Genomic DNA, 21,206 nt, shown 5'->3' with positions numbered 1-21,206 from the left:
GTGGGCGGGCATGGGCCGGTATTGGCTGTGCGCGATGCCTTCTCCTGCATGCTCTTCTGCGAAGATCCTTTTCGAGAAGACAATGATTCGACCTTTCAACACTTGTGCTCCAACCCTGTTCCTTGGCTGCCTGTTCAGCCCGCTGATACTGGCCGACGAAACGCCGCTGGAACTCAATCAGCAAATCGTTTCTGCACCGTCAGTGGAATCGACCACTGTCGCCGACATGGCCAAGTTCGGCAGCAAGGTCGAGATCGTCAGCCGTGAGCAGATCGAACGCGCCGGGCCCAGTGCTGATGTCAGCCGCGTCATGCAGATGTTTATTCCCGGCCTGTATGTCGCGCCGAAAAACGGCCCGTTCGACTACGGCACTTATTCGCTCCTCGGCGGGCGCAACGACGACACGCTGATCCTGCTCGACGGTGTGCGCCTGAACAATCGACTGTACGGCGGCCTGTATCTGGACACCCTGCCGGCCAACGCCATCGAACGCATCGAAGTGCTCAAAGGTGGCCAGAGCCTATTGTTCGGCACCCAAGCCGTTTCCGGTGTGATCAACATCGTCACCCGCAGCCCGCAGTCGCGCAAAGCCTCCGGTGAAGTGAACCTGGGCGTCGACAGTTTTGGCGGTACCACCGAGGATGCGCGGGTCGAGAATATCTTCACCAACGGTTTCGGCGATCTCGGCTTGCTGGCGTACGTCAGCCACAACGTCTCCGACGGTTACCAGCCGTATCGCAACCGCGACATGAAAAACGATTCAGGAAGGAACCGCGCCTACGAAGTCACCACCTTCGGCGGCAAGGCGATTCAGTCGTTTGGCGATGATTCGCGGCTGGAACTGTTCTACCAATACGCCGACGCCAACCTCGATTTCGCCCGCCCGGTCGACAATCACACGACCACCAACGATCGCGTGCAGCAGATCGCTACGGCGACCTTCGAGCAGAACATCAACGAGCGCCTGAGCTATTTCGTCAAAGGTCATATCAACGACTGGGACACCCGCTACACGCGCGTCAACAACATCGCCGGCGGCGGTACCAAAGTCATCAACCACAACGACTATTGGGGCTTCACCGATTGGGGCGTGCAGGCCGAAGGCAAGGCTGAATTGCCCGGTGGCCATGTGTTGGTGTTCGGCAGCGACAACCAGTGGTTCAAGGGCCAGGACGATGTGCTGATCATCGACAACGACAAGGCCGAAGCCCATGCGTTCTACACGCAACTGCGCCCGCAGATAGACGCTCTGCCCGACTGGCATCCGAGCATCGGTGTGCGCCACGAAGCCATGAGCGGCGGCGACAGTGCCACGGTCGGCATGCTCACTTCGCTGTATGACCTCAACGACAACTGGTCGGTGCGCGGCCAATACGGCAGCGCCTACAAACTGCCGAACGCCGAGCAACTGTTCGTCAACGAACCGGGCGACGAGATCGGCAACCGTAATCTCAAACCGGAAAAAAGCCGCAACGCGGAGCTCGGTGTCGACTACAAAGGCTTTCTGCTCGACCGCGAATTCAGCGCCAGCGTGACCCTGTTCAAACGCAAGATCGACGACTTGATCACCCTCGACGGCGTTCAGTGGGTCAACGGTGAAGGCCTGGTGCGCATGCGCGGTTTCGAGGCTGACGCGAAACTGGCGCTCAACGATCAGTGGAGTCTGCAAGCAGACATGACCCGCAACCTCACCGAATCGCGCACGGGGGCGACCATCAATGACATCCCGAGCTTCTTCGCCCGTTCCCGCGTGGGTTATGAATCGGAAAACCGCCTGTGGGGTGCCGGCGGCGCGATCCGCTACATCCGCGACATCACCAGTTCGAAACAGGTTGAATACGGCCACTATTCGGTGGTCGACGCCGACGCTTATCGCTACCTCGACAACGCCCACCAACACCGCGTGAGCCTGCTGGTGGAAAACCTCTTCGACCGCGATTACGTCACCAGCCGTTCGAGCAATGTCGACAACCTCGGACGCCCGTTCACCTCCGAAGTGCGCTACACGTACCGCTTCTGATGAGTGGGATCAAAACCGTCGACGGCGTCGACACGCACCCGGACTGGTCGCACGTTCCCGAGCATGCGCGCCATGTGTTCCTCTGCACCGGCCCGCGCTGCACCCAACGTGGCGCCTTGCAGTTATGGAAAACCTTGCGCCGGCACCTGCTGGAGCACGATCGCATCGAAACCCCGGGCGGCGTGTTGCTGACCCGCACGCACTGCCAGTTTCCGTGCAATCTGGGGCCGATCCTGACGGTGTATCCGGAACGCTGCTGGTATGGCGTGCACAGCAAGGCAGATGTGCAGCGATTGGTCGACGGGCATCTGGTAGGCGGTGAAGTGGTCGAGGATTTACTGATCAAGGCGCGCACATGAGGAAGCTCTGGTGTGGGCTCGGCGCCCTGCTCTGCTCGTCAGCGCTGCTGGCTGACAGTTTCAGCAATTGCGGCGAAGACTGGCACCTTGCGCCAACACCGCCCTCGCGGATTGTTGCGCTCAACCAGCATGCGGCCGACATCGTGCTGGCCTTGGGTGCGGGGCCATTGTTGGTCGGCGTGGCCTATCTGGATGACACCTTTGCCGGGCAGCGGCCCTCGGAGTATTTCGGCGTGCCGGTGATCGCGCGGCAGTACCCGTCCAGCGAGGTGTTGTACGCGCAGAAGCCGGATCTGGTGATCGGTGGTTTTGCCACCGCATTCGGCGACGGGGTGACCTCACGTTCAGGGTTGGCGCGCAACGGTGTCGGTTCGTATTTGCTGGAGTCGGCCTGCAACGGCCATTCGCTGGATTACTTCGCGCATGTGCGCAACGACTTGCGAACGCTGGGCCAACTGCTGCACAAACAGCCACAGGCGCAGCAATTGAGCGCGGTCATGGACGCCGATCTCGCCAGCGCCAAAGCCTTGGCCGGTACAGGTAAACCATTGTCGGTGTTCTATCTCGACAGCGAAGTAAAAGGCCTCGACAGCGAAGGCCGGCGCGGCTTTGTCACTCCGCTGCTGGCGGCTGCCGGGGCACGCAATGTGTTCGCCGACATTGATCTTTATCGGGTGACCGTCAACAGCGAAACCCTGCTGGCCAGCGACCCCGACGTGATCCTGCTGGCCGACGCCGAATGGTCGCCGGCCAGTCGCAAACGCTATCTGTTGACCCGTGACCCGGTGCTCTCGCAACTGCGCGCCGTGCGCGAAAATCGCCTGATCGACATTCCCTTCACCCATCTGCTGCCAACCCTCAACAGCGGTCGAGTGGCGCTGGACCTGGCCCGCCAGCTCAACGCCTTGAACAAAAAATAAATGAACCTGCCGCACCCCACGCCACCTAACGCACAGACCATCAGGAGGTAGCCAATGCAAATCGAAACCGTGTGGATCGTACTGGCGGCAGTTCTTCTGCTTATCGAACTCTGGGCCATCAATCGGGTGCGCAAGAGCGAGGGGAAATCGAGCAATAAAGGCGTGTGGATCGTGCTGATTGTGTTTGTGCCGTTGTTCGGCTTGATTGCCTGGGCGTTAGCGGGACCAAAGCATGTCAGCCACGACACCACATCGCACACGGGGCGTTAGGTTCTGCGGAAAAGGCCGAAGGCACTGCTTTTCGGCCAGCTCTATCCTCAGGAGTCCTGAGGTATGACCGATATCTTGCCGTTTCGCTCGATAATCGCGAACTTGATCTGTTCGATCGTTTCGATGCCCTGACTCGATCGTGCAGCCTCCATTACATCGGCTTCCACCAACCGTGCACGGCGTAAGCGATCATGCAGAAGCTTGCCATTCTCGACAATGATCGTCGGTTCGCCATCGATCAGCCGTGAGATCCATCCCGAGCGCTGTTTGAGCAGCGAGAACCCGACGTCTATCGCGATCAGCGTCACGATCACCAGCATTGAATTGGTCAGGGAAAAATCATCACCCAACAACGCTTGCTGGGTGGCTTCGCCAATGATCATCAGCAACACGAAGTCAAACGTTGTCAGCTCTGCCAACGAACGGCGCCCGGCGATTTTGAATAACACCATCAATGCCATGTACATCGCCACTGCGCGCAAGACGGAATCCATGGGACACCTACGGAAAGATGAATTGAACGAGATCTACGCCACTTGATCCGGGCGAATCCAGACGGCTGCGAAACAACCCCAAACCATCGCCTCGCACGGTCAGATACAAGGTGGCCTGACCGTGGGCATCAGCCTGCAACCATAAACGTATGCCCTGCGCTGAACTACGCGACTGCAACGGTTCGGGCTGCAAGGTTTCGATACTGAAGCCGTCCAGCCATTCGCCACTTATATCCAGTTCCACCGCGGCATCGGGTGCAGCACTGAGACTGAGTTTCATGGCGTTGGTGGAGCCATTGCGATGGAACATTTCGTACTGCGCATGCAACTTGCCGTCTTCGCTGTGCACCTCGCGCGAACTGATGAGTCCGCGAGAAAACACACCCAGCAGTGCCAGCACGACCAATACCACCAATGCGTACCACCCGCATCGCTCGAATCGCCAGACTTTCAACTGGTATGCCATGTTTTCGCGAACCGGGTAATGCCTGCTGCGCAAATCCGGGTGTTCGGGGTCTTCGCTCATGCCCTAACCTCGCTCGCCGTGCAGGGCCCTTCGATGAAAATGCGGGAGTTGCTGCAAGGCATATTCCGACGCGGCGCTCTGCACCTCACATCGCGTACCGGGGAACCACTGCTGACGACTGAACACGCAATTTTCTTCTGCCAACTGAAAGGCCCAGGCGAAGCACACGGTGCCGGCGGCAATGCCATCGACGTCTTCGGGACCGAGAATGCCGGTGGTAGCAACGGCAACGTTGGCGGTGCTGTCACGCAAGGCGCCAAGCGCCATCTCGCGGGCCACTTCTACGCTGGTCAGATTGAAGATTTCGATGGTGTCAGGGCTGACGTGCAGCAGCCTTTGTTTGGCCTGAGGTGAATAAACGACATAACCGCACTCGATGAGATCGCCGCTGCCTTGCACAGCGGAGAGCAACATCACGATTTCGCCGGCCGTACACGACTCTGCCGTGGTCAGGATCAGGGAGTGACGGCGCAAGTAGTCGACCGTTTGATTGGCGATGGACATGACACTCACTCGAAGACTCATTTCCCGGTTGACCGCAGACCACGCCAATCATTCCAACAACTGCCAGCCCGGCGCATCCCGGGCTTTTGCAGTGTGTTTAACTGGCCGGCACCAGTGGAGGCATCTCGGCCGTTTCCGCTAACGGCACATCACTGCCACCCGGCGTCAGGATCACTTTGCGACAGTTCTCCTGCTTCTTGTCGAAGATTTTGTAACCCTCGGCGGCCTGCTCAAGCGACAGCCTGTGGGTGATGATCGCGTCGGGTTGCAATGCACCGGTCTCGATGTATCCGAGCAATTCAGGCAGATAACGCTGCACATGGGTCTGGCCCATCTTGAACGTCAGCCCCTTGTCGAATGCGTCGCCAAACAGGAAACCATGGATAAATCCTGCATAGACACCCGGCACACTGACCACCCCACCACGGCGTACCGCCGCAATGCACTGTCGCAGGGCTTTGCCGCTGCTGCCTTCGAGTTTGAGCGTGGCCAACACGGTTTCCGTGGTGCTGCCCTTGGCTTCGAACCCCACCGCATCAATGACCGCATCGACGCCACGACTGCCCGGCGTCTGACCGATAATCGTGTCCGCCGGATCATCATCGCCATCGAAGTTGATCGGTATCACGCCATAAGTGCGCTGCGCGTAATCCAGCCGATACGGATGGTGATCGACCATGAAGATGCGTTCCGCGCCAAGCATTTTCGCGCAGGCAGCGCTGAGCAGTCCGACCGGACCGGCGCCGTAAATGGCCACACTTGCCCCCTGCCCTATCTGCGCGTTGAGCACCGCTTGCCACGCGGTCGGCAGAATGTCGGACAGAAACAGCACTTTCTCGTCCGACAGCGTGCCGGGGACGATGAAGGGCCCGGTGTTGGCCTTGGGCACCCGCACCAGTTCCGCTTGGCCACCGGGGATGCCGCCATACATCCGGCTGTAGCCGAACAGCGCGGCCGGCGGTGGAATGCGCTTTTTGTTCATGGCCGCACCGGCGCCGGTGTTGGTGGTTTCGCACGCGGCGTAAAGTTCTTGCTGGCAGAAAAAACAGTCACCGCAGGCGATCACGAACGGGATCACCACGCGGTCACCGCGCTGCACAGCGGTCACGCCAGGCCCGGTTTCCTCGACAATGCCCATGAATTCATGGCCGAAAATATCGCCATGCTCGACCGTCGGTATTTTGCCCCGATACAAGTGCAGGTCCGACCCGCAAATAGCCGTTGCCGTGACGCGCAGAATAATATCGTCAGGGGCTTCGAGCTTCGGATCCGGCACTGTCTCGACTCGCACGTCGTGGGCGCCGTGGTAGGTCATGGCTCGCATGGCAAAGTCCTCGTACTGATGAGTGAAATGGCTGCTGCTTCACATTGGGAAGGCTCGCCTCAGAACGAGTTCAGAGAATTTCTTCACGATCGGATCAGTGGGATCCGTCATCGCCGGCCACGCGCACCTTGCCGCTGAATACCCGAAAACCAAACGTGTTGTAGATCAGGGTTACCGGTATCAGCACGGCAAATCCGATCAGCATGAAGATCTGGCTTTTCGTACCCGACGTTGCGGCCTGCAAGCTCAGGTCCGGTGGAATGATCAACGGAAACAGGGCCACCAGCATCAGCGCGAAGGCCAGCACGAAGACACCCAGTGCCGCGAACAACGGTAGAAAATCAAAGCGACCGGCGAACCCGCAAAAGAAAACCAGCAGGCATGCGCAGAGTAGCGCCGCCGCCGGGCCCCACACGCGTGGATCAGTCAATCGTTGCGCATATTGTTCGTGCAACGTTGCGCTGCAGATGACCAGTGCAATCAACGCCAATACCGTCAGCACCGCCAGAGCCTGTGCCTGCCGGGCGGAACGCCGTTGCAGTTCGTCAACCGTTCGCCAGTACAGCCAACAGGCGCCCAACCACGTGTAGCCCAGCACGAGCACCAGCCCGCAAAACCATGGAAACCACCGCAGCCATTCACTGCCGTCACCGACGTACTGCCCGCTCTCATGCGGCACGCCCTGCATCAATGTGCCCAGCACCACGCCTTGCAGCGCGCCCGTCAACAATGAGCCGCCCATCAAGGCGCCATCGACCCAGCGCTTGATGCGTTCGCTGGGTGAATAATCGCGAAATTCCAGTGCCATCGCCCTGAGCATCAAGGCCAGAAACATCACAATGAACGGCAGGTAAAGCGCTGGCAGCAGAATCGCGTAGGCCAGCGGGAACAACGCCAGCAGACCGCCGCCGCCCAGCACCAACCACGTCTCGTTGGCATCCCAGATTGGCAGAATCGTCACGGCCATGACTCGGCGCTGGTTGCGGCAACGGGTCAGCCCCATCAGCACGCCGACACCGAGGTCGGTACCGTCGAGCAGCACGTAGTTCAATACCGAGAAACCGAGGACGGCGGCGCACAGCAAGGTTATCCAATCAGTGTCCATGCGAGCGATCCCCGGCGTGCCCCGTTTCATCGGCCAGCGTCGGCTGCGGTCCGGGCTGATCCTCATGTGCTGGCTCGCGCAGGATGCGCAACAATACCCAGAGCCCGATGCCGAAAATCAGCAAGTAGAACACTAGAATCAGCACGGTCGAACCGAGCACTTGTGCGCGCGAGATCGAGGACAGACTGTCGGCCGTGCGCAACAGACCATAGACCGTAAAGGGTTGGCGCCCGACTTCAGTGACCGCCCAGCCGCTGAGCATGGCCAGAAAACCGGCCGGCGCCATCAGCACATTGGCCCACAACCAGCGACGAGCCAGGTAGAGGCGCTGCCGCCGACGCATGATCAAGCCGATCAAGCCTTGCCCCAACATCAGCAGCCCCAACCCGACCATCAGACGAAACGCAAAAAACACCGGCGCCACTGGCGGAATATCCTGCGGTGCGAACTCATCCAGTGCCTTGATGGTGCCGCTCAGATCATGACTCAGATACAAGGAGCCGATTCGCGGAATCGCGACTTCCCAGTGATTGCGCCGCGCAGTCATGTCCGGCCACGCAAACAGACGCAAGGGTTCGCCCGCACCTTGCGGCGGGCGTGTCCAGCTGCCCTCGATGGCCGCGACTTTTTGCGGCTGGACTTTCAAGCTGTGCTGACCATGCAGGTCGCCGACCACGATCTGCACGGGTATCAATACAACGATTGCCCAGAGTGCCATCGAAAACAGCAGGCGTGCCCGCGGGTTGTCTGGCGCCTTCAACAGTTGCCAGGCGCCCGCGCCCGCCAGTACGGTCGCCGTGCCGATCAGCGCGGCCAGCGTCATGTGCGCCAGTCGATAGGGAAAGGATGGATTGAAAATAATCGCCCACCAGTCCTCGGCAATGAAACGCCCGTCAACGCCAATCGAATAGCCGGCCGGCGTGTGCATCCAGGAATTGGCCGAGAGAATCCAGAACGCACTCATCAGTGACCCCGCCGCCACGGCACAGGTCGCAAAGAAGTGCAGGCGCGGGCCGACCTTTTTCAGCCCGAACAGCATGATGCCGAGAAAGCCTGCCTCAAGAAAAAATGCCGCGAGCACTTCGTAGAACATCAGCGGCCCGAGAATGTCCCCGGCCTGCACAGCAAGCCGCGACCAGTTCAGCCCGAACTGGTATTCAAGAATCAGCCCGGAAGCGACGCCGATCGCGACGTTGAGCGCAAAAACCTTGAGCCAATAACGATAGACATCCAGATAGACCTGACGGCCGCTGCGTAACCACAGTGCTTCAAGGACCATCAGAAAATTGGCCAGGCCGATGGTGAACGCCGCGAGTACGATATGAAAACTGATGGTGATCGCAAACTGTGCGCGTGCTGCCATCAAGGCGGAATCAACGGCGTCCATGCAATTGGCTCAGTGGCGAAAACGGCCTCTGACCGTTTGCGTCGATCAGCTTCTCAATCAGCATGACGTTTACCTCGAAGAACACCCGGATGCGCGTTGGACAGCTACGTCGGCGTGCAAATTCAGCCGGGGTTGTGAACTGCAATGCTTGCACGACGCGGGTCATGCAGGCTGCACGAAGGCAGTTTGCCTCAGGCGCTGTAAGCCTTTGAAGCAGCGACATTTCTCCAGATCGATGAATTGGCATGGCAAATGCCACGGTTCCAGAGCATTCACAGCGCCGTGAAAACAACGGGCTGTGTTCACTCCGTGACAGCCGAGGAACCATAATGAACGCCATCGACCTTCTCAAAGCCGATCATGCAAAAGTCAAAGACATCCTCAGCCAGCTCAGCGACTCGACGGAGCGGGCGCTGAAAAAACGCGTGGAACTGCTGGGCAAACTGGAAATGGAAATCACCATCCATACCCGGCTCGAAGAGGAAATCCTCTATCCGGCGTTCAAGGCCGCCGGCAGCAAGGAACAGGACGTCATGTACTTCGAAGCCAAGGAAGAACACCGCACCGTGGACTCACTGGTGCTGCCCGATCTGAAACTCACCGACCCGGGCACTCCAGAGTTTTCCGGTCGGGTGAAAGTGGTCAAGGAACTGCTCGAACATCATATCGAAGAGGAAGAAACGGAAATGTTTCCTCAAGCGAAGAAGCTGTTGGGCAAGGAAAAACTCGAAGAGCTGGGCGCGCAGATGGAGGCCATGAAGGCCAGCTACAAGAAGGAAATGGCTGCCGGGAATATGGCCGCTTAACGTGTTGCAAGCGGACGAGCCCGGCTATGGCCGGGCTTTTTTCTGGTTGCTCGCAGCGTCTCCCTGCTGCAGGATCAGTCGATCGACAACAGGGAATGTTGAAATGGATCAGAAAGTGCGTGAGCGAATCGTGGTGGTTGGTGCGGGCATCGTCGGCGCCTCACTTGCGTATCACCTGTCAGGCAAAGGGGCGCACGTCACGCTGATCGAGGCTGACGAGATCGCGAGCGGCGTGACGGCAAGCTCTTTCGCCTGGATCAATACCACGCACACCGGCGCTGATCCGATTGCGCAGTTGCGCGGTATGGCCACAGAAGCATACCGACGACTCGAAACCGAGCTGCCGGATTTGCAGATTCGCTGGACCGGAGCGCTGTCGTACAGCGAATCAGCAGAGTATCCGGCGTCGGCGATATTGTTATCGTCTGCCGAGGTGCTTGCCCGCGAACCCAATCTGAAAAATCCCCCACCCTGCGCGTTGTATCGCGCGGAAGAAGGCGCACTCGACGCCGTGCAGGCCACCCACGCCTTGATTGCCGGCGCCCAGGCGCTCGGGGCGCAATTGCTCACGCAAACCCGAGTGACCGGTTTCAAAACCTGCAACGCAGATGTCACCGGCATTGAAACCGCAGCGGGCACATTTGATGCCGACCTTGTTGTGCTTGCCGCGGGGACTGGCACCCGGCAGTTAACACAGATGCTCAACGCCTCCCTGCCCATCGAGGCCTCGCCCGCCATTTTCATCCGATACAAGACCCAACCGGGCCTCGTCAAAGGCATCATCTCCAGCCCCGAAATGGAAATTCGGCAAAGCGCCGACGGCACGTTGCTGGCCGCTGAAGATTATCTGGGAGAAGCGCCGGGCAACTCGCCGCCAGACATCGCCCGGCAAACCGCCGAAGCCATACGTAAAGCACTTCACGGGGTGGTGTCCATTGCGCCGCAAACCGTTGCCGTCGGATTCCGGCCCATGCCCGCTGATGGCATCCCCGTGGTCGGTTACTTGCCCGGCGTCGGCGGAGTTTACGTTTGTACGATGCATCCCGGTGTAACGCTGGCGGCAATCGTTGGGCGCCTCGCCAGTGAAGAGCTGCTGGGTCGCCAGTCATCCGCCGCCCTTGAACCGTGCCGCCCAGAGCGACTCTTTCAGACTTGATTTAGACTTGCCGACGTTTCGCAGCAAAGGATCTGCACGCAACGCAGCGTCATTCCATGCACAGGCAAATCGAAGCACAACAGGAGAACAGCATTGACGGTACGCAAGGACGCTTCATTCGCCTATCAGGCGGTTTACCACTACCTCCTAGGCCTGATCGAGGCGGCCAGTGGCACGACTGAGCAGAAACTGCCGTCCCTGCGACAACTGGCCCTGCGCCTCGACGTTTCGGTGTCGACGACCAAATACGCCTATGCACTGCTCGAAGACGAGGGCCGAATTTACGCCAAAGCCAGGTTCGGCTATTTCACCCGGTCGATGCCGGCGACGCCTGTGACAGCCAGCTCCGGCAATCTTCTGGACAGCGTCTTCGCCAGTGCCCGTCAACCTGCGATGTTGGCGTTGAGCAGCGATGCGCCGGCGATGTTGCTGTCGCTGCAGGGGCCGTTGTTGAGGATGGAGCGTGAGCTGACTCGCCAATACCCGCCCTCGAATGCACCGCTCTATCAGCCACTCGGCGAGCCGGAATTGCGCGCTGCCCTGGCGGAACGCTACACCCGCTCCGCTCACAACCACTGGCAGGCCGAGCAGGTGTATATCGGCGCGGATCTGCACAGCGTGCTGGAATTGTCGCTCAGCGCCTTGAACCTCGGTGGCAGCGTGGCACTGGTGGAGTCGCCCTGCTCATGGGCGATTCTGCGCCAGTTGCAGGCGGCCAATATCCGCGTCATCGAAATGCCCCTCGGCGATGACGGCCGCTTCGATCTACCCGCGTTGAAGGCGTTACTCACGCGCGAATCGGTGCGCCTGGCGGTGCTCTCCTCCACGGTGAATATTCCCCAGGGCCAGTTGATGCCAGCACAGGATAAACAGCAGATCTGTCACTGGCTGGCCGAGCGCGATATCTGGCTGTTCGAAAACGACACCTGGGGCGAGTTGAGCTTCTCCGATTCACCCGCGCGCTATCGCGATTTTGCCGACCCGGACAAGCTGCTGGTGTTCTCGACTTTCGACAAGATCATTGGCGGCGAAGGCCCGTATGGTTATGTGCTGTGCCGCCAGCAGGCCGCGCAATTTCATCGATTGTTCATGCAGCGCGGATTTCGCCTCTCGCCAATTCGCCAGAAAGCGATTGCCAGACTTTACAGCTCCAGGCGCATCGATCAGCACCTGACCACCCTGCGAGCACTGTTGCGCAAGCGCATGCAACAGCTACAGACCTTGTTGGAAGAACACGGTAACGGTCAGTGGCAGGTAGTCGCCCCACAGGGCGGTGCGAGCTTCTGGCTCAAAGCTGTGCGTCCAATCGACATGCAACGGGTGTTCGAGCGCCTGCTGACCGAGCGGATCGTCATCGCCCCCGGCGAGATCTTCAGCCAGCAAGGCGCCTGGAAGCAGCACCTGCGCCTGAGCTACACCCTCGATTGGGACAAGGATATCGGCCACGCGGTGCAACGACTGGCGCAGGCGTTTACCGAAGAAAACCGAGTCTACAGTCCATAGCAATGCCGCGCCTCAGGAAACCGGCCATGGCGCACATCGTCGGCAAACTGTGCGCAAGCATCGCTGATCACCGCGCCGACATCGGCGTAGCGCTTGACGAAACGTGGCAGATACTCACCGCCCAGGCCGAGCACATCTTCGGTGACCAGCACCTGGCCGTCACAGGCCGGTGAGGCGCCAATGCCGATGGTGGGCATTTTCGACTCCAGGGTAATCTGCCGCGCCACGCCCTCCGCCACACCTTCGAGCAACAGGCTGAAGGCACCCGCGTCGAGATTGGCCCGGGCATCTTCGGCAATCACTGCACCGGTTTCAGCGGTCAGGCCCTGAGCCTTGAAACCGCCCATGACGTTGACGAATTGCGGCATGAGGCCGACATGCGCCATCACCGGAATCCCACGCGCCACGAGAAACTCGACCGTCGGCGCCAAGGCCTTGTTGGCTTCCAGTTTGACCGCGTCGCAACCGGTCCGCGCCAGCACCTGCGCGCAATTGCGAAAGGCCTGCTCGTGGGATTCCTGATAACTGCCAAATGGCATATCGGCGACCACACAGGCCAGGCGCGTGCTATCGACCACCGCCCGCGTATGACCGATGATTTCTTCAAGCTGCATGCTCAATGTCGAGGCGCGGCCATAACCGACCATGGCCGTGGAATCGCCGACCAGAATAAAGTCAACGATCGGGTCGATCAGCTTGGCGATGTTGCTGGTATACGCCGTCAGCGAGACGATTTTCTGCTGGCCTTTCATGGCAACCAACTGCGGCACGGTCAGGCGTTTGGTGCGGGTATGCAGGCTCATGGGCGACTCCTTGAGGCAGCCGTCCGTAAACGATAAATGTTGTCGAAATCAACGCAAAAATCTTCCATACAGTGCTCAATTCCAAAGGTTTCGAGCGGTCGATTATTCGCCTGACGTAAAAACATTCAATGCACAGATATGCCTGAAAAAGCGACCCAGGTGCCCCCCGCGTCAGTCTGCCCGGTTGAAATGCCGATAGGCATCGGGATGCTTTATTTCGTCGTTTAACGCAGGATGTGTTGCTCGCGCAGCGCCCGCCACGCCTTTTCATCCAGCACGCCGAATTCCTCACGTCCTAAAGGAAAGCTATTCATGGAAGAAGTCATTACCTACCGAACTGCCACCGCCGAAGATGCGCTGGCGATGTGCGAACTGGGCCAATTGCTCAATTCGGTACACCACGCCGCCCGCCCCGATATCTACGCCGCCGCCACCGAAGATTTTGCCCGCGACTTGCCGCACTGGTCCGGTGTTTTCGAGAAGCCCGGGCAGATTGTCTTCATCGCCAGCGCCGGTGAACGGCCCGTGGCGTTCATTACGGCCACCCTGTCCGCCAGTTCCGGGCCGTTGATGCAGCCGCAGAACGTGGTCCGCATCGGTTCGGTGTGTGTCGCCGAACCGTTCTGGGGCAAAGGCATTGGCCGCGCACTGATTCAACGGGTTAAAGACTGGGCCATGGAACAGAATGCGCAGGACTTGCGCTTGACGGTCTGGCCTTTCAACGAGCGCGCGGTGCGCATGTATGCCGAGTTCGGCTTCGAGACCCGCGCCCTGGAGATGGGCGTGCGTTTGTGAGGAGCGGCCAACTCCGATCATGAATAACCCCGGCAAAATATCAGCACGAACCCTATCGAATGGTTCGATCCTGCCGACAACATGCGGGTGGCCTGCGCAAGACTGAACGACGCACGTCCATGCCTTATACAAGAGCCACTTTCCATTACGATTCAAGAGGCTGCACCCATGAGCAATGCCTGGAACGAAGGTTATTTCACCGACGAAGGCTACACCTACAGCTATAGCCGGGAAATCAATCCGGTTTTCCAGCGTTATTGCCTGTTGTTGCGCGGCTTTGCCGGCCTGGACAATCCCGACGGTTATCACTGCGAGCTCGGTTTTGGTCAGGGTGTATCGATCAATATCCACGCCACGGCCAACCCGGCAGGCTTCGTCGGTACCGACTTCCACCCCGGTCAGGCGGCCCATGCCATTGAGCTGGCGGAACTCAGCAACAACGGCGCAAAACTCTATGACGACAGCTTCGAGCAACTGCTTGCGCGCCATGATTTGCCGCAATTCGACAGCATCAGCCTGCATGGCATCTGGACCTGGGTCAGCCGCGACAACCAGAAACTGATTGTCGAATTCGCCCGCCGCCACCTCAAACCGGGTGGTCACCTGTACGTCAGCTATAACGCATTCCCGGGCTGGTCGCCTTCAGCGCCGTTGCGCCAGTTGTTCAGCCTGCACGACCGCTTTGCCAGTCACTCGACGCGGGCGGATCAGCGCATCGATGCCGCGTTGCAGTTTTCCGAAGCGCTGCTGGCGGCCAATCCCAAGTACGCCATTGCTGCGCCAAGCCTGGGCGCCCGACTGCAGACCATCAAAGGTCAGGACCGCCAATACGTCGCCCACGAATATTTCAATCGCGACTGGAACTGCATGTATTTCGCCGACATGGTGGATGCGCTGGCCCCGGCCAAGCTCGATTACGTCACGACGGCGGTGCCGCTGGATTCGGTCGACGTACTCAACCTGAGCGCCGAAGGCCTGGCCTTTCTCGACGGTATCGAACACCCGGTGATGCGCGAGCAGGCGCGTGACTACTTCGTCAACCAGGCTTTCCGTCGCGACCTGTATGTGCGCGGTGCCAACCGACTCAGCGCGACCGAGCGCCGGTCCCGCATGCTCAATACGCGATTTGTGCTGATGCAACCGACAGAAAACGTAGCGTCCAGTGTCACCGGCCCTGCTGGCGAAGCGTCACTGCAAGCAGAAATTTACCGCCCGGTCCTCGCTGCCCTCGCCGGCCAGACCTACGAAGCCAAAACGATGCAGCAGTTGCTCGATGCAGTGTCACCAATGGCCTACGACGATCTGGAACAGGCCATCGCCATCCTGGTCAGCATGGGCGCGGTAGCCCCTTGCCAGAGCGAAGCCGCCGAGGCGCGGGTATACGAACGCTGCGCCGCGTTCAACCTGCAACTGTGCAAGCGCGCGCTGTTCAATGCCGACATTCAGGTGTTGAGCAGCCCGGTCACCGGTGGTGGCGTCACAGTCAGTCGCTTCCAGCAACTGTTCCTGATCGCAATCCGCCAAGGCAAACAGCATCCGGCGGAGTGGGCGCAACTGGCGTGGAGCGTCATCGCCGAACAAAACGAAGTGTTGGTCAAGGACGGCAAAACGCTGACCACCGCCGAAGCCAACATCGCCGCGCTGACCGAACAGGCCCAGGCATTTGCCGAGCAATCGCTGATCGTGCTGAGTGCTTTGAAAATCGTTTGATCGGCGTGGGTGGTGCGCAACGGGCAGGAAATCTTAATCAAACGCCCCGTTGAGCACCTCATAAATCAGCCCGGTTGCCAGCGCGACGAGTATCAGGTCCGTGCCCACCTGCTGCCATTCATAACCTTCGTAATGCGGCAAATGACCGACCAGGCGTCCATCGAGCTTTTTCGCGATCCCGGGCGGCAGCGGTTTACCGCGTGCAAGGTTCTTTTGAATGCCCGGTGGCAGCGCAGGCCCCGGGCTCCAGTAGTCGCGGTAGCCGCCAACAATCCCGAGCACATTGCCGCGATCGATACTAGGGGCATGACTCCAGTCACCACCCGAATTGTTGCCCTTGTTGCCGTTACCTTTCTGATTACCGTGGCCCTGCACATTCTGCGAATTACCCTTGCCATTGCCCTGACCCTTTCCATTACCGGGATCAGCCAATGCCATCGCCGAACTGAAAACCAGCGCCAGGGAGGAAATCGTTGCAATCAACCTACGTGACTTGATCATACGGCGCGCCTTCATGGTGGGATGCTCCTGTGTCATCTTGACGTTACACATCAGCTTAGTTTATTCCGGCTGACCGATCGTCGATTACAGCCCAGCCCATCGACACCGCCTGACAGGAGCTATTTCATGGAGTTGAAGTTCAGCCACATCGACGTACTGGTCAAAGACCTTGAACAAACTTGTGCCTATTACGCGCAGATACTGCAGGCGCGGATCTCCACAACGCAGATCTGGAATCGCGGGGGTCTGCACGTACGCTATGCCGTGGCGTTGATCGGTCAGGAACGCTTCATGCTGGTCCAGCCGCTGGCGGGCAATCTCAAGGAGCTGTTGGATACGGTGGGCGAAGGCATGATTTACCGTCATTGCTACACGACCCCTGATATCGAACTGGCCTACGACGAACTGATCGCCAGCGGGGTTCAGCCGGAGGACGAAAACGGCCAGCCGCTGACTCGCGAGAACCTGCAGTCGCCCTCCGGGACACGCATCATCTGGCTGCCGAAACGCTTCGGACATTTTTCGATCGAGATTCTTGAGGAGAAGGCGCTGGGGGCGTTTATCGAGGCGGCATTTGCCTGAGCGTTATGCGAGATCCTCGTGGGTATTTTTCAGTTTGCTGCCCCTCAATCCATTCGGTTGCGCTCAATAATAATGACCGGAAAACGCTTTTCTTTGAACAAACCAAGCAACTTGCGCCAGGCAGCCCCGACCATCGCCGCTATCTGGGGAATATAGGGAAAAGAAACAAATACGCCAGGCGGTCCCGCTGACACTTGTCGATTATTCGCAGTCAATTGAAGGAGGACCGTACAAAGCTCATCCCAATCTGTTGCATTCGACGGATTCGCAGGTGCGCCGACGCTATAAACACCCCGCCTCGGTATGCAATCCGCACCGACAAGAGTGTTATCGATCTTGGTCCTGTTAAATAAAGCCTCGATGACTTCACCCAGCGTGGTATTGCAGAGTTTTCCATGAACGGCAGGTGCGCACATCCACCTGGAGCGCCAATTGCCGCTGGTGTTCCAGCCTGCACTTTTGCTTCCCGGAGCCGCGGCGTACCAACCATAAGGTGGCGGGCTGGAAAGGTGTTTCAGGGTAAAAGTGCCCAACAACGGGCCACGACAGCCATTCGCCAGATGCAAGTTAAACTCCGGCCAGTTGGAGAGTAACGCGAGTTCTTTATTGGTAGACAGATTGGGACGCGATGGCGAGAGTGCTGTTACCGGAACCGATGGAAGAGATGCCTTCGGGGCAGCCTTGGCCTGGATAATCAAGCCTCTGGTGCGAGTTCTGAAGGACTGATGATCGCGCGTGAAAACATCCATGACAAAAATCGCCGCGTCGCCCAATTCCACCGGACGGGTAATTTTGTGTTCATAAAAGTCTTCTGTACCTGAAACGGTCATATCCGCATAAGGTCTTTTGTCGATCCAGCCGAGTGTCACCGTTATCGCACCGTTGGTAGGATCTGCTGCGAGCGCTTGCTGCAGATCAGACACAAATGCCGGAGCGAAAAGTCGCCTCAACTGTTCAAGCTCTCCATAGCCGCGGAACCCACGATATTGAAGAGAAATTGCCTTATCGATATCCGTACTTAAACTCATGCCAGTCCTTGGTTGCGTCGTGGAAAATATCCCAATGTCGAGGTTCTACAGACCTTGGAGAATTGTCGCAACAGTTCCAGGGTAAGTAGACTGTCCTCCTGCGTCCTTTTTCAGCGTTCAACCGACGAGCCATAAAGTCTCTCGCTGGCACGCTCCCACCTATTCCCACACAGAGCCTGAAAGCTTGGCTATTGAAGGAAATAAAATGACCGCATCTATCAGGCGGGACGAAAATCTTCGACGTTTCAGAAAATATCTGCGCATTGACGCCGCTCTGTTTATCGCCAGCATGGTGGGAGCTTTCACCCTCGGCGGTTTTGCACACCTGGAGAAATTCTATCTGATACTCGATGTACCGATCGAACGGGTGAACATCAGTGCACAGCAGTTTTCGGCCTACGGCGCCGCCGGATTCGGATCCTTCCTGGGTTCACTATTTTTTGCTATATCTCTGGTTGGAACCGTCACCCTTCTCATGTTGATTTTCGAGAAACCCCGGGGCGACACAGTTGATTCCGCAGCCAGCCCCAAGTGGATTGCCAGCGTACGTGACCGTGCTGCAGAAAATCGCGTTGGGTTCATTGCTGTCGGCATGCTCTGCCTGCTCACGTTTGTGCTGTTATCCACTTGGTATTTTTTGATACGCGCCCCCTCAAACACTGGCCGGGCAGCGGCGCTGAAACTTGCTTCCACATGCGATGTGCGTCATGTGGTTTACGCAAACCTCGACAAGTACGAGGGATGCCAGATCGCAGAATCCAACGACATGCTTTACTTCTTGAAGCGACACCAGAACGACTCAACGGGCGTCGAGTTCCATACCTTTGAGTTACCGAAAGCAGGCATAAGAAGCATTACAGGGGAAAAGCAGAGGCTCACGTATAAACAGTGAAACGACGAAAGCCGCTTACTTGCCAGGCATAAAAAACCCGGCTGATAAGGCCGGGCTTTTGCCAGTACTACGCTCATACTCTGCATTCAGACTGCACGGCGTTCAAGCAGACGGTCTGCCCCACCTTCGGCAACCAGGTTGCCCTTCAGACGATCCGAACCATCGGCAGCAACCGCGTCGCTGAACAGTGGGTCAGTTTGAGTCGCGGCGGCAACCGCGTCGCTGAACAGTGGATCAGTTTGAGTCGCGGCGGCAACCGCGTCGCTGAACAGTGGATCAGTTTGAGTCGCGGCGGCAACGGCATCACTGAACAGTGGATCAGTTTGGGTCGCGGCGGCGAAGGCGTTCATTGCAAAGACCGAGAAAGCGATGCCGAGGATGGTTTGGCGTTTCATGTTGATGCTCCGTGTGCAGTGGGTGGGTATGGAGCTGATCTTACGCCGCGACAGCGATATGAGAACCTGATTGAGTTAATGGTTGTTATTGACGCAGTCAATGGCACAGCTGAGCATCGTGCCGATGGCGGCTCTACGACTCGGCGAGACCCCGGCGCTACCTCGGTTCGAAATCAACGCTGGCCGCTGGTGTTGTAATCACACATCAACGTTCTGAATGTCCGTGGGATCGGTACGTACTTCAACAAAGGGTAGATCGCAGGCTCGATGTCTTCACTGGCAGTGATTTTCGGGGCAATGAGTATTTTGCTGCGACTGCTATCGAGGTAAAGCACGTCAAACTCGTCAGGATGGACTGTGCTGCAAGGCGAGTAGCTATTGAAGTCTGCCGCATGAGCAAAACGATAGAGAACTTCGCCGCGACGCTCATCCGATGCCAGCACTTTGGTCACAAATATGGCCGTCAACAGAAACACCAGACAGTTTGATAAATGGCAGACCATATAGCCGGCAGTCCGCTCACCTTTGCGACGTGCCTCGGAATACCGTACGAACATGGCGAATGAGGCAATGAAAATCAGGTAGAAAAGTAGCTCCAGTTTAGCCACGGCATGCATGAATGTCGCTGCGGCCAAGGTCATCGGCAGCAGAGACGGGTCGACGTGAAACATCTGATTTATTTCTGCTTGAGCATCGATCTTGGCGAAAACACTCAGGCCACCCAGAAAAACCGCCCAGATCAGCAAGCTCGACTTCAAATGCATCAGCTTCTGAGCGAGTTTGATTTCGATCAGGCTCATCAGAATGTAGAAACTGAGAAGCATCGACACGGCAAAAGCCAGGACGAATATCGTCGGATAAGGCGTGCTTGAACGGACCGCGAAGCCAGCAATGACGATGAGCAGGAAGGCGATGACTGCCAGCACGCATAGTGCCCTGACCGTCGCAATCGGGTTGAGTGATCTGCTCTGCGTTTCACTATGGGTAACAGCTTGAGTCGGGAGGGGAATGTCCTGCATGGGCAGTCGGTCCTTGATTCGGGATTGAGGTTCTCGGCGCAGCATTCTTCTCAACGTATCGGCAATCAGTCCCGATGCTGAAACGCCTGAAAGTGGCAACCCGGGATGTCGATCAACATTCATCAGGCACAAGCGGTTCCCGATGATTCACGACTATGCTGGAACGACGATGACATTTGCACGGCCAGGCAAACCGAACGGTTTGCAGGCCTGGGCGGTGCGGCGCCCCTTTCACCCCTGCCGACTCAGGAAAACCGCGCTGAAGGACAAGGAGATCCGTCATGCCCGATCATGCCCGCACCACCACCGCAGCCCTCCTCATCAGACACCCGACTGTCGAGATGGTCACTCCAACCTATCAAAGCGACGACGAGACCCTTGACGGCGGTGTTTGCCGCGGCATGGCCAGCCGCTGGATCGGCGCACAATTGCTTGGCGGCAAGAACGTCGCCCAATTCCGCATACTTGCGAACAACACTGACGGTAAAGTGAACATGGAGTTCGTCAGGTACCAGGCTGCATTCAACGCTGTTGGCAAAGAGTTCGATAGCGCGTGTGTCCAATACGAAAACCTCAGGGCCGAGGCCGATCGGCTGAAAGGCGTCTTCAACGGGACGCTCGAGAAGGGCTGGTTCGAATGGATGCCGACCGCGCAAAGCGTTGCAGACGCTGAGGATGCAGCGTTGAAAGCAGAGAAAACACTTCTGGCATCAGTCAGCATTCTGTACAGATATATGTCGGGCGGACTTCACGAGGTCAAAAAGGTAACCGATGTTGACTACACCACCTTTGAGCAAGCGCTCCACACGCACCTCACGGGGAATGGTTTCTACTACATCGGTCTCGGCGGCACACACGCAATCGCCTTCTACATCGCACAAGCGGGCGAATGCCTGTTCATCGACGCCAATACTGGCGAATGGAAGTCGCCAGATCTTGCGACCTTGTCGACTTTTTTCAGCGACTATATGTCCAGCCTTTACCTGACCGCGTACGCAGGAAAGCGAGTCGATATTTACCACCTCCCGCACATGCTCGACGCCACCTAGCGACTTGTTGATTACGCGTGCTATTGCTGGTCGATCGGGCCTGCTCACCTTCGATCCA

23 protein-coding genes are annotated in these 21,206 nt (G+C 58.2%); 12 read left to right on the top strand and 11 right to left on the bottom strand.

Going from position 1 to position 21,206, the window contains the following annotated elements; genetic code table 11:
* The first annotated feature begins 82 nt into the window (after positions 1-82).
* From CKW17_RS02405 to CKW17_RS02390, 4 genes are read left to right on the top strand one after another with little or no spacing between them, the layout of a single operon-like run.
* The gene (locus CKW17_RS02405; RefSeq protein WP_095118538.1) at positions 83-2,020 is read left to right on the top strand and encodes a TonB-dependent siderophore receptor; all 1,938 of its coding nucleotides are present in this window, start codon (positions 83-85) and stop codon (positions 2,018-2,020) included.
* A complete protein-coding gene (locus CKW17_RS02400) occupies positions 2,020-2,379 on the top strand; it encodes a ferredoxin (RefSeq protein ID WP_095118537.1) in 360 nt (119 codons plus the stop codon). Before CKW17_RS02405 ends, CKW17_RS02400 begins: the two co-directional genes overlap by 1 nt.
* Positions 2,376-3,299 (top strand): ABC transporter substrate-binding protein, encoded by a 924-nt coding sequence (locus CKW17_RS02395; RefSeq protein ID WP_095118536.1) that lies wholly within the window; start codon positions 2,376-2,378, stop codon positions 3,297-3,299. The genes CKW17_RS02400 and CKW17_RS02395 overlap by 4 nt, the downstream gene beginning before the upstream one ends.
* Before the next feature lie 54 nt (positions 3,300-3,353).
* Entirely contained in the window at positions 3,354-3,569 is a 216-nt protein-coding gene (locus CKW17_RS02390) for a PLD nuclease N-terminal domain-containing protein (protein WP_095118535.1), read from the top strand.
* Between the two features lie 47 nt (positions 3,570-3,616).
* Here CKW17_RS02390 and CKW17_RS02385 read toward each other — a convergent pair whose 3' ends face one another.
* The 6 genes from CKW17_RS02385 to CKW17_RS02360 all read right to left on the bottom strand — a co-directional run bounded on the left by CKW17_RS02385 (position 3,617) and on the right by CKW17_RS02360 (position 8,909).
* Positions 3,617-4,063, bottom strand: coding sequence for a DUF421 domain-containing protein (locus tag CKW17_RS02385; RefSeq protein ID WP_095118534.1), 447 nt, complete (start codon positions 4,061-4,063; stop codon positions 3,617-3,619).
* Positions 4,064-4,070: 7 nt separating this feature from the next.
* Complete coding sequence (locus CKW17_RS02380; protein ID WP_095118533.1) at positions 4,071-4,589, bottom strand: hypothetical protein; 519 nt, start codon at positions 4,587-4,589, stop codon at positions 4,071-4,073.
* A gap of 3 nt (positions 4,590-4,592) precedes the next feature.
* The gene (locus tag CKW17_RS02375) at positions 4,593-5,093 is read right to left on the bottom strand and encodes a CinA family protein (protein ID WP_095118532.1); all 501 of its coding nucleotides are present in this window, start codon (positions 5,091-5,093) and stop codon (positions 4,593-4,595) included.
* 97 nt (positions 5,094-5,190) lie between these two features.
* A complete protein-coding gene (locus CKW17_RS02370; protein ID WP_095118531.1) occupies positions 5,191-6,417 on the bottom strand; it encodes a zinc-dependent alcohol dehydrogenase in 1,227 nt (408 codons plus the stop codon).
* A gap of 94 nt (positions 6,418-6,511) precedes the next feature.
* Positions 6,512-7,522 carry a cytochrome d ubiquinol oxidase subunit II gene (cydB, locus tag CKW17_RS02365; RefSeq protein ID WP_095118530.1) on the bottom strand — a complete coding sequence of 337 codons (1,011 nt, stop codon included), beginning with the start codon at positions 7,520-7,522 and terminating at the stop codon, positions 6,512-6,514.
* A complete protein-coding gene (locus CKW17_RS02360; protein WP_095118529.1) occupies positions 7,512-8,909 on the bottom strand; it encodes a cytochrome ubiquinol oxidase subunit I in 1,398 nt (465 codons plus the stop codon). The genes cydB and CKW17_RS02360 overlap by 11 nt, the downstream gene beginning before the upstream one ends.
* A gap of 329 nt (positions 8,910-9,238) precedes the next feature.
* Between CKW17_RS02360 and CKW17_RS02355 the strand changes: the two genes are divergently transcribed.
* The 3 genes from CKW17_RS02355 to CKW17_RS02345 all read left to right on the top strand — a co-directional run bounded on the left by CKW17_RS02355 (position 9,239) and on the right by CKW17_RS02345 (position 12,374).
* Entirely contained in the window at positions 9,239-9,715 is a 477-nt protein-coding gene (locus CKW17_RS02355) for a hemerythrin domain-containing protein (protein ID WP_095118528.1), read from the top strand.
* A 103-nt stretch (positions 9,716-9,818) separates the two neighbouring features.
* The gene (locus tag CKW17_RS02350) at positions 9,819-10,871 is read left to right on the top strand and encodes an FAD-binding oxidoreductase (RefSeq protein ID WP_095118527.1); all 1,053 of its coding nucleotides are present in this window, start codon (positions 9,819-9,821) and stop codon (positions 10,869-10,871) included.
* Positions 10,872-10,964: 93 nt separating this feature from the next.
* Positions 10,965-12,374: a PLP-dependent aminotransferase family protein gene (locus tag CKW17_RS02345; protein ID WP_095118526.1), complete on the top strand. Its 1,410-nt coding sequence runs from the start codon at positions 10,965-10,967 to the stop codon at positions 12,372-12,374.
* On the opposite strand, the gene panB is transcribed toward CKW17_RS02345, so the two are convergent.
* A complete protein-coding gene (panB, locus tag CKW17_RS02340; protein WP_095118525.1) occupies positions 12,362-13,177 on the bottom strand; it encodes a 3-methyl-2-oxobutanoate hydroxymethyltransferase in 816 nt (271 codons plus the stop codon). The two genes, CKW17_RS02345 and panB, sit on opposite strands and share 13 nt — an antisense overlap.
* 312 nt (positions 13,178-13,489) lie before the next feature.
* On the opposite strand from panB, the gene CKW17_RS02335 reads away from it, so the two are divergent.
* The gene (locus tag CKW17_RS02335) at positions 13,490-13,972 is read left to right on the top strand and encodes a GNAT family N-acetyltransferase (RefSeq protein WP_095118524.1); all 483 of its coding nucleotides are present in this window, start codon (positions 13,490-13,492) and stop codon (positions 13,970-13,972) included.
* Positions 13,973-14,140: 168 nt separating this feature from the next.
* A complete protein-coding gene (locus CKW17_RS02330) occupies positions 14,141-15,682 on the top strand; it encodes a class I SAM-dependent methyltransferase (RefSeq protein ID WP_095118523.1) in 1,542 nt (513 codons plus the stop codon).
* 33 nt (positions 15,683-15,715) lie between these two features.
* On the opposite strand, the gene CKW17_RS02325 is transcribed toward CKW17_RS02330, so the two are convergent.
* A complete protein-coding gene (locus CKW17_RS02325; protein ID WP_176470035.1) occupies positions 15,716-16,183 on the bottom strand; it encodes an anti-virulence regulator CigR family protein in 468 nt (155 codons plus the stop codon).
* 126 nt (positions 16,184-16,309) lie between these two features.
* Between CKW17_RS02325 and CKW17_RS02320 the strand changes: the two genes are divergently transcribed.
* Entirely contained in the window at positions 16,310-16,765 is a 456-nt protein-coding gene (locus CKW17_RS02320; protein WP_095118521.1) for a VOC family protein, read from the top strand.
* Between the two features lie 44 nt (positions 16,766-16,809).
* Here the strand turns inward: CKW17_RS02320 and CKW17_RS02315 are convergent, their stop codons facing one another.
* Entirely contained in the window at positions 16,810-17,793 is a 984-nt protein-coding gene (locus CKW17_RS02315; RefSeq protein ID WP_095118520.1) for a hypothetical protein, read from the bottom strand.
* 205 nt (positions 17,794-17,998) lie between these two features.
* On the opposite strand from CKW17_RS02315, the gene CKW17_RS02310 reads away from it, so the two are divergent.
* Positions 17,999-18,685: a hypothetical protein gene (locus CKW17_RS02310; RefSeq protein WP_095118519.1), complete on the top strand. Its 687-nt coding sequence runs from the start codon at positions 17,999-18,001 to the stop codon at positions 18,683-18,685.
* A gap of 86 nt (positions 18,686-18,771) precedes the next feature.
* Here the strand turns inward: CKW17_RS02310 and CKW17_RS02305 are convergent, their stop codons facing one another.
* Complete coding sequence (locus tag CKW17_RS02305; RefSeq protein WP_095118518.1) at positions 18,772-19,080, bottom strand: hypothetical protein; 309 nt, start codon at positions 19,078-19,080, stop codon at positions 18,772-18,774.
* A gap of 173 nt (positions 19,081-19,253) precedes the next feature.
* Positions 19,254-20,099: a hypothetical protein gene (locus CKW17_RS02300; RefSeq protein WP_095118517.1), complete on the bottom strand. Its 846-nt coding sequence runs from the start codon at positions 20,097-20,099 to the stop codon at positions 19,254-19,256.
* A 281-nt stretch (positions 20,100-20,380) separates the two neighbouring features.
* Here CKW17_RS02300 and CKW17_RS02295 point away from each other — a divergent pair, with 281 nt between their 5' ends.
* Complete coding sequence (locus tag CKW17_RS02295) at positions 20,381-21,148, top strand: hypothetical protein (protein ID WP_095118516.1); 768 nt, start codon at positions 20,381-20,383, stop codon at positions 21,146-21,148.
* The last annotated feature ends 58 nt before the right edge of the window (positions 21,149-21,206 follow it).

The sequence above is a fragment of the Pseudomonas sp. Irchel s3f10 genome (assembly GCF_900187515.1).
In the GTDB taxonomy this organism is placed as follows: Bacteria; Pseudomonadota; Gammaproteobacteria; order Pseudomonadales; family Pseudomonadaceae; genus Aquipseudomonas; species Aquipseudomonas tensinigenes.
The sequence above is the reverse complement of the archived record's forward strand: the minus strand, read 5'-3'. Positions and strand labels throughout refer to the sequence as shown.